This is a genomic window from Vibrio sp. bablab_jr001, from assembly GCF_016464285.1.
Classification (GTDB): domain Bacteria; phylum Pseudomonadota; class Gammaproteobacteria; order Enterobacterales; family Vibrionaceae; genus Vibrio; species Vibrio fluvialis.
In genome coordinates, this window is record NZ_JACDWZ010000032.1 from 96,976 (window position 1) to 110,609 (window position 13,634).

Sequence of the window (13,634 nt, forward strand, 5' to 3'; positions counted from 1 at the left end):
CCGCCGAACGTAACCACAAGGACACGCAAACATGACAAATACGGAATGGCAAAGTCGCAAGGAAAAAGTCGTCGCGAAAGGCATGGCTAACCTGGCACCTATCTACGCAGCGAAAGCAGAAAACGCGCTGATCACCGACATTGAAGGTAAGCAGTACATCGATTTTGCCGCAGGTATCGCGGTCAACAACACCGGCCACTCACACCCACGCATCGTCGCAGCGGTAAAAGAGCAGCTCGAGCAATTCAGTCACACTTGTTCGATGGTGACCCCTTACACCAGTTTTGTCGAACTGGCTGAGAACGTGGTCGACATTGCTCCGGGTAATTTCGACAAGAAAGCCGCATTTGTAACGACTGGCGCGGAAGCGGTGGAAAATGCGATCAAATTTGCGCGCGCTTACACCGGCCGTAGCGGCGTGATTGCCTTTAAAGGCGGTTTCCATGGTCGTACTAACCTGTGTATGGGCCTGACCGGCAAAACCGCACCGTACAAAATCGGCTTTGGTCCGTTCCCGAACGAAATCTATCACGTGCCTTACCCAAATGCGTACCACGGCATCAGCCAAGAGCTGAGCCTCAATGCGATTCAGGACCTGTTTGCCTGCGACATCGAGCCATCACGTGTTGCCGCGATCATTTTTGAACCGATTCAGGGTGAAGGCGGTTTCTACCAAGCACCGAACGCCTGGGTCAGCGCGATTCGCGAACTGTGTGACCAACACGGCATCGTGATGATCTGTGATGAAATTCAGACTGGTTTTGCCCGTACAGGCAAACTGTTTGCGTGTGAATACTTCGACGCCAAGCCAGACTTGATCACTATGGCGAAAGGGATTGCCGGTGGCTTCCCGCTATCCGGTGTGGTCGGCAAAGCGGAGATCATGGATTCAGCGACGCCGGGCGGCATCGGTGGCACATACGCCGGTTCTCCCTTAGCCTGCCGCGCGGCACTGGAAGTGATTAAGATCATCAAAGACGAAAACCTGTGTGAGAAAGCGCAACACGTCGGTCTGCAATTTAAAGAAAGCTTGATCGAAATGCAGAAAGCGATCCCGCAAATCGGGGATATTCGTCAGGTCGGCGCCATGATTGCGATGGAACTCAATGATCCAACCACTGGCCAGCCACTTGCAGACCTGACCAAACAATTGGTATTAAAGTGTCATCACCAAGGTGTGATCTTGCTCTCATGTGGTGTTAAGGCAAACGTAATTCGTTTCCTTCCACCGCTGACCATTGAGTCAGAGCTGATCACGAAAGGCCTGGATATTATAAAAACGGAACTGCAGTCGTTAATCTGAGCGTCAACGATTTCCCAAGGAGATGTGCAGTCATGCACATCTCTTTTCGCTCCCCCTTCGTTGGTACTCATCGGATTCGACTGTTTGATGTGCAGGAAAGCTATGCTGTATCAATTTATTCATATCGACCCCCAGGATTCGCGTACGCTACAGGATCAAATTAAAAGCGACATCGCGAAAGCCATCTTTGCCGGATTTGTGCCCAAGCAAACCAGCATCATGTCATCCCGTCGTCTGGCGGAAAAACTCAAGGTCTCGCGCAATACCATTTTGCGAGTCTACGAACAGCTCGCCGAGGAAGGAGTGTTGGTGCCGATTGAACGTAAAGGCTACTACGTCAATCCACAACTGGAACTGAGCGCTCCGGCGACCAGTTCGACTTCGCCCTCCCCCGCCAGCAGCGGCGCTCTGGACTGGTTTAACTACCTGAATACCGAACACACCCGCTCGGATGTCGTCGTCAAAGATCTCAGCGACTACCCTTATTTGTTCGTCAACGGCATTGTCGACGAAGACCTGTTTCCGGTGTCGGAATGGCGTAAATGCAGCATTCAGTCACTGAATAAAAGCAACCATCGCAGCTGGACTTCCAATGATCACGACTACGAAGAGCTGATTGAACAAATTCGCACCCGCGTGCTGACCAAGCGCGGTATTTTTGTCTCCAAAGACAATATCGCTATCACACTTGGCTGCCAGAATAGCCTCTATTATCTGGCCAAATTGCTGGTCTCCAAACAGAGTACGGTCGCGATGGAAAACCCCGGTTATCCGGAAGCACTGCATCAGTTTCAGGCACGGCGTGCCAACGTGCTGCCAATCGAAGTCGACCGCCAGGGATTGGTCGTGGACGAGCGGCTGGCGGCGTGTCATGTGGTGTACACCACGCCGAGCAACCAATTTCCCACCACGGTGCGCATGTCATCGGAGCGGCGTAAAGCGCTGATGGCCATGGCCGAGCAGCACGATTTTCTGGTCATCGAAGATGACTTTGAACACGACGTCAGCTTTATTGAAGACAGTTGCCCGCCACTGCGCTGCGAATATCACAGCGAGCGCATCATTTATATCTCCAGTTTTACCTCGAGCATCGCACCGGGACTGCGTATCGGTTTTATCGTTGCCGCCGAACCGCTCATCGCACAAATCAAATCGCTTCAGGTGCGCACCCACAGCCTGCCGCCGAAAAGCAACTGCCAGACGCTGGCACTGTTTCTCAGCCTTGGCTATTACGATGTGTTGGCGCAAAAGCTTCTCAAGCGCTACCGCGATAAGTGGCTGACAATGGAAAAAGCGATGAACTATTACTTTCCGCAATCCGGCGCCGTCGCTTCGCTGGCAGGCACCGCATTTTGGATCGAATACAAACAGGGTTTTGATGCCGAGCGTTTTGAACGGCTGGCAGAAGAGCAAGGCATCCTGATCAACAATGGCGCCAAGTACTACTGCTGCGATCACAAGAACAACAGTTTTCGGCTCAGCTTCCAGTCGATTCGTACCGAAAACATTCGTGAAGGCATCAAGCAACTGGCGCGTATCGCCAAGCAGGTACTGCCTAATGAACGACTGGAGGATTGCGAATCCGTCCCGCTCAACGGGCAACAAATCCGCGCATTGTTTACCAATCAGACACTCCTGACCAAAGACTGCTTTAACATTCCCTACCGGATTACTCTGCAGGCCGACGGCAAGCTGATCGGCATTTCCGATCGTCCTAACGACGTGGATGAAGGTTACTGGTGGGTTGAGAACGACAAATTTGTCTATCAGTGGCGTAACTGGCAGTTTTCCGACATTCGTTACATCACGATCGTCAGTGAACAGGGCGAGATCAAACGTTTTGATGAAGAAGGATACTTTATCGGCGAGGCGCGGATCGTTCGCTGATTGGTGGTTTTTCCTGATCGCAGAGATAAAAAAACGCCACCTGAATACAGGTGGCGGTGAATCATATTAACCAAATTTGATTAAAAATAAATTCCAATATAGGGGTGAACAAAACTGTTCAAGTTGCAAGCTATCGCTTAGTAGCCAAAGCTTGACGGGTATGTAAAGCTGCCGGTAAACACAGATTTGTTTTTCCAGAACATTACAGAAGATAAACCTTTATTCATAACTATCACCATTAAAACCATACATTCTTGATTGATTTCTCGGTTCCCTGGAGGCGATAAATCGGACTCATCCTTTGAGCATTTTGTCTTCGCTTTCGAAGTTGGTTACAAATATACCACCAAGAAATTTTATTACAACACTTTTGGTGATAAAAATCACATAAATCCAATTAATTGATCCATGTCAGGTTAATTTGGTAATTAAATTACAAAAAACTCAGCTTGTTTTTTAATAAAATTACCAATAAGGCGCAATTGATTGCATTTAGTGTAAACAAGGTTACCACGATGATCCTCAAAGTGTGATAAATGGAAAACTATTGATCCGTAAATGCGCTACTCCCCACTTGCGCATAATGGTATGCTGTTGACCGTCACTATGTCATAGCCCGGTCACAGTCTATTTCTCTAAAAATAGCGTAAAACACCTATCAATGATCGGGAAATATTACACAAAAGGAGTTATCTGTGTCTGAATTCCATTCTGAAATCAGCAAGTTATCACCTGCCCCTGTGTGGCAGTTTTTCGATAAGATTTGCTCAATTCCACACCCTTCAAAACACGAAGAAGCACTGGCGCAATACATTATTGGCTGGGCCAAAGAACAAGGGCTGAATGTTCGCCGCGATCCAACCGGCAACGTTTTCATCAAAAAACCAGCTACCCCGGGTATGGAACATAAAAAAGCGGTCGTGCTTCAAGCGCACATCGATATGGTTCCACAAAAGAATGAAGACACAGATCATGACTTCGCTAAAGATCCGATTCAACCATACATTGATGGCGAATGGGTCACCGCCAAAGGCACCACTCTGGGCGCAGACAACGGCATCGGCATGGCAACCTGTCTGGCGGTACTGGCATCCACAGAGATCAAGCACGGTCCACTCGAAGTGCTGCTGACCATTGATGAAGAAGCGGGCATGACAGGCGCATTCGGCTTGGAAGCCGGCTGGCTGGAAGGTGAAATCCTGCTAAACACCGACTCTGAACAGGAAGGCGAAGTCTACATGGGCTGCGCTGGCGGCGTGGACGGTGCATTAACCTTTGATATTCAGCGCGAAGCACTGCCAGCGGGTTACGTGACTCGTCAACTGACCCTGAAAGGGCTCAAAGGTGGCCACTCAGGTTGTGACATTCACACTGGTCGTGGCAACGCCAACAAGCTGATTGCGCGTTTCCTTGCGGGCCATGCGCAAGAGCTGGATCTGCGTCTGATTGAATTCCGCGGCGGCAGTCTGCGCAACGCGATCCCGCGTGAAGCGTTTGTCACAGTGGCGATTCCTGCCGACAATCAAACCAAACTCGATGAACTGTTCACCACTTACACTGAGTTGCTGAAAGCCGAACTTGGCCGCGTGGAAACCAATCTGGTGACGTTCAACGAAGCGAAAGAAGCGGCTCTGGGCGTCTTTGCACTGGCAGATCAGCAACGCGTTATTGCGGCACTGAATGCTTGCCCGAACGGCGTGATCCGCATGAGTGATGACATCGAAGGTGTGGTAGAAACCTCACTGAACGTGGGTGTGATCACTACAGACGAACAGCAGATTAAAGTGTTGTGTCTGATTCGTTCACTGATCGACTCTGGCCGCAGCCAAGTGGAAAGCACGCTGACGTCTGTTGCAGAACTGGCTGGCGCGGATATCGCGTTTTCTGGTGCTTACCCGGGCTGGAAACCGGACGCCGATTCAGAAATCATGCACATCTTCCGCGATATGTATGAAGGCATTTACGGTCACAAACCAAATATCATGGTGATCCACGCAGGCCTTGAATGTGGTCTGTTTAAGAAGCCATACCCAGAAATGGACATGGTTTCGTTCGGCCCAACCATCAAATTCCCGCACTCTCCGGATGAGAAAGTGAAGATCGACACGGTCGGTCTGTTCTGGGAGCAAATGATTGCTTTGCTGGAAAATATTCCGGCTAAAGCGTAATCAAAAAGCCGGGGCCAAACCCCGGCTTTGTTTTGCTAAACTATCAATAATTTTTGTCGACACGAAAAATTTAATTCATTAGATTGAATTTATTGTTCGCTGCTAGAGTTCGCGTCCTTGAAGTTCCCAGAGTTATTCACCAAACTCTATTCAAGCGATAACTCCATTATGAAGTTGTATCGGGGATGCTGCTTAAGCCCAACTCTTTCGGGTAAATTCCTGAGCAGTATCTGAAATTCTCAAACTAATGAAATTGCGATGAAAGAAAAAATGATTGTCGGATGGCGAGAAACACTCAGCCTTCCAGGGTTAGGTATTGATAAAATTAATGCAAAAATCGATACCGGAGCCCGAACGTCTTGCTTGCACGCATTCAAGGTAGAGAGCTTTACCAAAGAAGAGGCTCTTTGGGTTCGTTTTTGGATCCATCCCTTGCAACATAATGTAGATAAAGTCACTGTGTGTGAAGCAGAAGTGGTGGACGAGCGTACGGTCCGCGATTCCGGTGGCCACGAAGAGACGCGATTTGTGATCAAATCAGACCTCTCTCTCGGCGGCGAAACCTGGTCAGCAGAGATCACGCTCACCAACAGGGAAAACATGGCGTTTCGCATGCTGTTAGGCCGCACTGCCATGCACCACAGAATTGTTGTCGACCCAACTGAGTCGTTTTTAATCCCTTTCGAGGAGCCTAGATAATGAAAATTGGTATTCTGTCGCGTAATTCTTCGTTGTATTCAACCAAGCGATTGATTGAAGCATGTAAGCAACGCGGGCACGAAGTTAAAGTGATCGATGCATTACGCTGCTATATGAATATCAATTCAGATAAGCCCGAGATTCACTTCAAAGGTGAAGAGCTTGCGGGCTTTGATGCCGTGATTCCTCGTATCGGTGCATCAGTGACCTTCTACGGCACGGCGGTTCTGCGTCAGTTCGAGATGATGGGCGTGTACCCAGCCAACGAATCGGTCGCCATCAGCCGTTCGCGTGACAAGCTGCGTTCGATGCAATTGCTATCACGCAAAGGCATCGGTATGCCGATCACCGGTTTTGCCAGCAAACCTGATGATGTCAAAGACTTACTCGACATGGTGGGCGGTGCTCCGGTAGTGATTAAACTGCTTGAAGGCACCCAAGGCATCGGTGTAGTGTTAGCGGAAACCCGCAAAGCAGCGGAAAGTGTTATCGAAGCCTTTATGGGCCTGAAAGCCAACATCATGGTTCAGGAATACATTAAAGAAGCCGGTGGCGCAGACATCCGTTGTTTTGTGATTGGTGATAAAGTGATTGCCGCGATGAAACGTCAGGGCGCTGAAGGGGAATTCCGTTCCAACCTTCACCGTGGCGGTACCGCCTCGCTGGTAAAAATTACTCCACAAGAACGCAAAACCGCAATCGAAGCCGCCAAAGCAATGGGCCTGAATGTCGCGGGTGTTGACCTGCTGCGCTCAGATCGTGGTCCACTGGTGATGGAAGTAAACTCCTCACCGGGCCTGGAAGGCATCGAAGCAGCGACCGGTAAAGACATCGCAGGATTGATTGTCGAATTTATTGAGAAGAATGCGGCCAGTAAAAGGACCCGAACCCGTGGCAAAGGTTAATAGCAAGAATAAACCGTATCAGTTTCTGGGGGAGTCCATTCCCCCAGGAAGTAAAAAAGTCATAGAGCTGGAAGCAGCCAAACTCTACACCCACTCACCGCTTTCTATTCCCGTTGAAATCATTCATGGCTCGGCCCCTGGCCCAGTGCTGATGGTCAACGCCGCTATCCACGGTGACGAGCTCAACGGCGTCGAAATTGTTCGCCAACTCATCAACCTTATCGATCCGAAAAAGCTTAAAGGTACCCTGATCACGGTCCCGATCGTCAACGTGTTCGGCTTTATTCATAAATCCCGTTATCTGCCGGACCGCCGCGATCTCAACCGCTGCTTTCCCGGCAGTGAGAAAGGTTCGCTCGCCTCGCGTATGGCGCACACCTTCTTCTCTCAGGTAGCCCTCAACTGTGATTACATCATCGATCTGCACACTGGTGCTATTCATCGCACTAACCTGCCACAGATTCGCGCCGACCTGAGTAACCCGGAAACGCTGCGTGTTGCTCAGGCATTTGCTACGCCCGTGATTCTGGATTCGCCGCTGCGTAACGGCTCGCTGCGCAGTGAGGCGGAAAAATCGGGGATTACGGTCCTGACTTACGAGGCGGGTGAAGCGTTACGCTTTGAACCGATTGCCATCAGCGCCGGCATCGTCGGTATTAAACGCGTGATGCAGGCGATCGGCATGATGCGTGTCAGCCGGAAAAAGCTACCAACATCGGTGATTGCAAAATCCACCAGTTGGCTGCGTGCCGAAGCCGATGGTATCTTGCGCACCGTCGTCTCACTTGGCGACCGCGTTGAACGTGGTCAGGTCCTGGCTTACATCAACTCGCCACTGGGTAACGTCGAAGTGGAAATCAAAGCCAACAAAGGCGGCATCGTAATTGGACAGCAAACGCTGCCACTGGTAAACGAAGGCGATGCCGTGTTCCATCTGGCCTACTTCAGCCAGCGTGATGATATGGTGGAACAAGTGGTGGGCGACTTTATTGAGGAAGTTATCGACACCGATTTGGAACCACTGACCACAGGTCAGTTGATGCCACCGTCACCAGCCTGATGGATCCGAGATAGCAAAAAGCCCCCGATCAACGGGGGCTTTTTTATTGCAGTTACCAGAGCTTAACCAAATGAAGCCCAGATCACTGCGGCCACCAGCAATGGACACACAAAGCGTACATACCAAGGCCAGACTTTACCAAACAGGCTTTGCGTAAATTCTGGGAAGCCCTGCTCCAGCTCTTTAAACTTAGCGTTGCGGTTCCATACCCAGCCACCGAACAGACAGAACATCAGTGCGGCGGTAGGTTGCAGATATTGCGTTGCCGTAGTTGCTACCAAGCCAAACAGTGCTCCGAAGTTGTAAACAATCACCACGCTGAACAGCGCAATTACGCCACCCAATACCCAGCTGGTTGGTGTACGTTTGGTATTAAAGCGCTCGCCGACCAGAGCCACCGGGCACTCCAACATCGAAATCGACGACGTCAGCGCAGCAATCGTCAGCAGCAGGAAAAAGACAATCGAAAACAGCTGGCCAAACAGCCCAAGGCTATCAAACATTAGCGGCAGAACCGTAAATACCAAGGTATCGGAGCTGAGCAGTGAACCATCTTCCGCATAAATTTGTACGCCTTTGTGCATCGCGACAAACATCGCTGGCATAACCACCAGACCCGCAATAAACGCCACACCGGTATCGACCAAAGTTACGTTCATCGCCATCTTTGGCAGGTTCTCTTTCTTACTCAGGTATGAACCATAAATAAGCATCGAACAGCCACCAATGGTCAGAGAGAAGAATCCCTGGCCCATAGCCGCCAGAATCAGTTTGCGATCCCAGACTTTCTCAAAATCCGGTACCAGATAATGCTGCAGCCCTTCCATCGCTCCTTGCTGCATCATGATATAGATGAACAAGACTCCGAACAGCACGAACAGCGCAGGCATCAGCCGTGTCGACCATTTTTCGATCCCCTGCTTAACGCCACCTTGCACAATCAGAATAGTCAGAACGTAAAAAATGAGAGTACCAAGAAGGTTACGTTCTACCGAAAAGCCTTTTAACCACGCTGTGGCGCTTTCCAGACCGATGATATCCGTCACTGCGCCCAGCATGAAACAGATGATCCAGCCACCCACAATGCTATAAAACGCCAGTACGGCACTCGGTACACTCAGACCAATCCAGCCCACCAGACCACCAATACGTTTGGCAAACGCATTGCCCGTCAGCGAACGCATACTATCGACCGGGTTAGCCTGACCATAACGGCCAATGGCCATTTCGACGACCAGCATCGGGAAAGCGACGACGAAAATCAGAACCAGATAGACCAACAGGAACGCGCCACCACCATTGCTGGCCGCCTGTGTCGGAAAGCCCCAGATGTTACCAAGGCCAACTGCCGCGCCTGCTGCGGCTAAAATGAACCCAAGGCGAGAGCCAAAAGTTTCACGGGTATTACTCTGTGCCATTACCACTCACACATATCATCAAACTAGTTGGCTAGTACACTAATACAAACCAACAAAATACTCAATGAGTAATAGGATGGTTTGCCGGATAAACACGAGAATGACGGGAAGTTATATCGTAAATGTTAATTTACATGGTTGTTCTGTTCATCTATTGAACAAAAGTCGGTAATCACGTACTGAGCTCGTCCCAGCTCTTTGGCCTGATACAAGGCTTGATCCGCCTCGTGAAACAGTAACTGATAGGTTTCTCGACCCGGCTTACACGCCCTTACTCCGCCGATACTGATCGACAGGGTTGGTTTGAGTGGCGAGACGCTATGCTCGATCGCCAACTGATCGACATAGCTCATCATCTGTAATGCGAACTGATGCGGATCCAGTTCGTTGTCGCTCGCCAGCACCACACAAAACTCTTCGCCCCCAAAGCGTGCCACGACCTTCGCTCTGGCAAAAGAGATCTGCTCAAGTGCGTTTGCCACTCGTTTTAGCGCGCGGTCGCCTTCGAGATGGCCATAGTGATCATTGTAAAGTTTGAAATAATCCACATCGATCAGATACAGCACGATCCAAGGATATTGCTGCTCCACAATGAAACTGGTGAGCTCACTTTCCAGTTTACGCCGATTGGAAATACGGGTCAGTGGATCGTGTTCAGACTGCCAGCGCAGCTCCTCCCGGCTTTGCTCCAGCTCGGAAAAAATCTGGTTGATGGTTCGAGCGAACGCTTTCATTTCTCGTGAAACAAAAAAATGTTCATCCGGGATTTTACCACCCGAAAGTTTGAATCGTTCCAACACTCGGTTGGCATCCGTGATGGGGCGAACCAGCGAATCGACCACCAGCAGATTGATGAAATACATCAGCACTGAAAACGTCATCAAGGCGACAATTTCATCCGTTCGAATAAAAGTCGGCAGCTTAACCTTGTGCACCAGTTTGATCAGTACGCTGGAATGACCGCTGAAATCGAGCTTTTCCAGATAGCTGATATTGGGTTCGGGTTTGGGCATTGGAGCGAACGGCGCGCGGCTCAACACATCAATATCGATGCCAGTGGCCTGTTCAATGACGCTAGCGAACTGGCTGCGCACTTTCTTGACGAAAATCAGATAACCTTTATCACAGCCCGAACCTTCGCTATTACACACGCGCGAGGTCGCGGCCAGATACGGCTCCTGCCCCACTACCACAAAACGCACCGACGCTTCCACATAATCGCTGCGGGAGCGTTTCGGCTCACTCAATATAATCGGAAAGTAAGGGACGAAGGGTTGGTAGTCACCCACTCTACTCTGCTCAAAATCATACTTCATACCCCACACCAACTTTTCCTGCGGGGTAAAAATAAAAATACCATCCAGAGCTTTCGACTGAAATGCATGAATACCGATGCTGTCGTCGATGAATTCAGGATTGGGATGGGCAATGTAATCCGCCATATCATTCCAGGCCGCGTAGTCAGCCATGGAAGCGCCCATTTCCTGCTTCTCCAGCGCAATGATGGTTTCCACGCGCTTAGTCTCGGCCAGTTGCAACTGGCGTGCGTGCTCAAGCTCACGGTCAAACGACCAGAAGTATTTGAAGGCGAGATAAAAAGCCACAAAGCAGGCAACCACCGCCAGTGCAGTCAGCGCAGTTAACGAACGTAAACTGATATTGGAGAGAGTCATGGCACCTTTGCTAATTGTTCAGGACGATGAAAAAGAGCGCCGAAGCGCTCTTTTCAGTTTAGATGGTAAAAACTTGATAGTTCTTAAGTTCAGGAATTTTTTGATGGAGTTTCTGTTCTTGTTCAACCACGTCGTCCAGCGAATCGCATAATTCCCGGCGCTCTTTCTCAATGGTTTGCGAGTGTTCATTGAAGCGCTCTTCCAAGCGAGTCTTGAGGTCAGCCATGGTATTGCCCAATTCGGTCAGATTGATACCGCCGTCTTCTTTCATTTTGGTGGCAATCGCATCAAACGCCCCCGTCAGGAACTCCTGGGTAAACAGGGCGCGAGCTTTATCAAAATCCTGCTGCCATTGTTGGCTCATCGATTCAAACGTATCTGCAGGCAGCACCCAGTCGCCGTTCTTGTTATAGCGGGCTTCGATATCCGCCACAAACGCTTTCAGGTTCTGCTTCACGCTGTCAAATGCCTGAGGCGAATCAATACTGGCAGCCACATCATCTAGAATATCGTTTGCCATTGCCAAACCATCACTGGCTACCTGACGCGCTTTCGGTAAAGCATTCGCCAGACTCTCACGGTACGACTCTACAGCTTGCTGCTGTTGAGGCGTCAGAGACTGCTTTTCACCAGACAGATAGAGGTTGTTATTCTGATCCATCACGGCAGTTTGTCCGTTAGCAGCATGAATTTCCACATTCGAGCCACTGAGATGAATTTCGTTCTTCACGTCCACCTGTTGGCATTGTGCCGCCCATAATGAGGTACTGCACAGTAAAGAGGTTACTAAAACTAGTTTTTTCATCATCATTCCGGTCTGTGACATTGAGCTCTCTCCAAACAAAGTGGGCGCAATTGGCCAAGCGTTGAGTTCGATAAGTGCCGCTACCGCCCATTAGAGGGCAATCTTGCACTGATATCATGTTGTTAGTACAGGACGAGGCTAACCATACCCAAAACTGCGTCTCGCTAAGTTAACGGCTTGTCAGTTATTGATTCGCTATCGACCATTTAGCTGGCTGATGCGCAGAATAGGGGCAGAATCGTCAGATCGCAAGCGTTTAAAAAAAGCTCAGCTGACGAATCTGCTCCTCTGGCTTAAGCATCACGTTGAGGCCAAGCAGGCGAATCTCACGTCCTTTCTGACGTTTCAGCACTTCTGCCAACAAGGTTTTGAAGTCTTCCAGTTCCAACTCAGGGTGAATATGTTCAATGGTGGTTTGCTGAAAATCAGCAAACTTGACTTTGATACCCTGTTTGATGATTGCCCGCTCCGGTGACGCCCGGGTTAATCGCTCATCCAACTCGGGATACAAACGTTGTTCGATGACCTGCCAACACTCTTCGTAAGTTGAGATATTTTCACTGAACGTACGCTCAACTCCGACCGATTTGCGTTCACGCTCCGTAATCACTTCGCGATTATCAATGCCCTGACTCTTCTTCCACAATGATGCCCCTAATCGGCCAAAGCGGCGCAGCAGTTCCCGATAGTCACTGTTCTTAATGTCCTCACACAGAAAAAAGCCTGCCTGATTGAGCTTCTCCAGACTCACTTTACCGACCCCGGGAATTTTCCCCAGCGGTAGTTTGTCGACCACGCTCTGCACTTCATCCGGCGTCACCACATACAGACCATTGGGTTTATTGATGTCGGAGGCCACTTTGGCCAGAAACTTGACCGGCGCAACGCCCGCAGACGCCGTCAGTTGCAGTTCATTCCAGATGTCACGTCGAATGGCTTCCGCTATCAGTGTCGCGCTGCCATGACAGGCGGTAGCCTCGGTAACATCGAGAAAGGCTTCGTCCAGGGACAACGGTTCGATAATATCGGTGTAGCGCTGAAAAATGGCGTGAATCTCACGCGAAACGGACTTATAGACTGACATACGCCCCGGCACAACCAGCAGTCCCGGACATAATTTGATCGCTTGCGCGGTCGGCATCGCTGAACGAATACCAAATTTTCGCGCTTCGTAGTTACAGGTACTGAGCACGCCACGCTGTTTTTCATGACCGCCGACCGCCATGGGCCGACCTCGATACTCCGGGTTATCACGCATCTCAACGGCCGCGTAAAAGCAGTCCATATCAATATGGATAATCTTTCTGATCCGCTCTGACATTGCCCACTCACTCAACCACTGTTTAAAAAAACAGTATATAAGCGATAGGACCGTTTGCAAAGGCAGATGACAGCCTGCTATTTACGCAGCATGACATCCAGCTGATCCACCAGCTCTGCCCAGTCTGCATCTTCTTCAATGGCCTGACGCAAAAAACTGGCCTGCGCATCTGTCCAGAAGCTGGCTTTATGCAGCGGTGTGGTATCACGGTGATGACGATGCGATGCAATAAAATGTTCGATTTCGTGCGATGAACTGCCCAGCCCCAACTGATCAAACAGTTCAGCCATACCATGTTGATGAAGTTCCATAATGCCTCCTGATGCCGCAACTATGCTTTGAGTATAGTGCCTGAGCTTTACGGGCTGCCCGAACTGGCTGGAAAAAAATAACCC

General features: G+C 50.0%; 11 protein-coding genes. 6 read left to right on the plus strand and 5 right to left on the minus strand.

The window, feature by feature from the left end; genetic code table 11:
• Positions 1-31: 31 nt before the first annotated feature.
• From gabT to JIG40_RS02475, 6 genes are all read left to right on the plus strand, one after another.
• Positions 32-1,303, plus strand: a complete 1,272-nt coding sequence (gene gabT / locus JIG40_RS02450) for a 4-aminobutyrate--2-oxoglutarate transaminase (RefSeq protein WP_199464705.1) — start codon at positions 32-34, stop codon at positions 1,301-1,303.
• A gap of 102 nt (positions 1,304-1,405) precedes the next feature.
• Positions 1,406-3,190, plus strand: a complete 1,785-nt coding sequence (locus JIG40_RS02455) for a PLP-dependent aminotransferase family protein (protein WP_020331636.1) — start codon at positions 1,406-1,408, stop codon at positions 3,188-3,190.
• Positions 3,191-3,885: 695 nt separating this feature from the next.
• A complete protein-coding gene (locus tag JIG40_RS02460; protein ID WP_199464706.1) occupies positions 3,886-5,358 on the plus strand; it encodes an aminoacyl-histidine dipeptidase in 1,473 nt (490 codons plus the stop codon).
• A gap of 258 nt (positions 5,359-5,616) precedes the next feature.
• Positions 5,617-6,057: an ATP-dependent zinc protease gene (locus JIG40_RS02465; protein WP_020331633.1), complete on the plus strand. Its 441-nt coding sequence runs from the start codon at positions 5,617-5,619 to the stop codon at positions 6,055-6,057.
• A complete protein-coding gene (rimK, locus tag JIG40_RS02470) occupies positions 6,057-6,962 on the plus strand; it encodes a 30S ribosomal protein S6--L-glutamate ligase (RefSeq protein WP_020331632.1) in 906 nt (301 codons plus the stop codon). Before JIG40_RS02465 ends, rimK begins: the two co-directional genes overlap by 1 nt.
• Positions 6,922-8,022, plus strand: a complete 1,101-nt coding sequence (locus JIG40_RS02475; protein ID WP_080650564.1) for a succinylglutamate desuccinylase/aspartoacylase family protein — start codon at positions 6,922-6,924, stop codon at positions 8,020-8,022. The genes rimK and JIG40_RS02475 overlap by 41 nt, the downstream gene beginning before the upstream one ends.
• A 62-nt stretch (positions 8,023-8,084) precedes the next feature.
• Here the strand turns inward: JIG40_RS02475 and JIG40_RS02480 are convergent, their stop codons facing one another.
• The 5 genes from JIG40_RS02480 to JIG40_RS02500 form a co-directional block, all read right to left on the minus strand.
• The gene (locus JIG40_RS02480) at positions 8,085-9,440 is read right to left on the minus strand and encodes a sodium-dependent transporter (RefSeq protein ID WP_047460089.1); all 1,356 of its coding nucleotides are present in this window, start codon (positions 9,438-9,440) and stop codon (positions 8,085-8,087) included.
• A 125-nt stretch (positions 9,441-9,565) separates the two neighbouring features.
• Positions 9,566-11,113, minus strand: coding sequence for a diguanylate cyclase (locus tag JIG40_RS02485; RefSeq protein WP_199464707.1), 1,548 nt, complete (start codon positions 11,111-11,113; stop codon positions 9,566-9,568).
• A 58-nt stretch (positions 11,114-11,171) separates the two neighbouring features.
• The gene (locus JIG40_RS02490; protein WP_038129493.1) at positions 11,172-11,918 is read right to left on the minus strand and encodes a YggN family protein; all 747 of its coding nucleotides are present in this window, start codon (positions 11,916-11,918) and stop codon (positions 11,172-11,174) included.
• A 256-nt stretch (positions 11,919-12,174) separates the two neighbouring features.
• Positions 12,175-13,239, minus strand: coding sequence for a DNA polymerase IV (dinB, locus tag JIG40_RS02495; RefSeq protein WP_080650565.1), 1,065 nt, complete (start codon positions 13,237-13,239; stop codon positions 12,175-12,177).
• A gap of 77 nt (positions 13,240-13,316) precedes the next feature.
• Positions 13,317-13,550, minus strand: coding sequence for a DUF2789 domain-containing protein (locus JIG40_RS02500; protein WP_032080580.1), 234 nt, complete (start codon positions 13,548-13,550; stop codon positions 13,317-13,319).
• Positions 13,551-13,634: the final 84 nt, after the last annotated feature.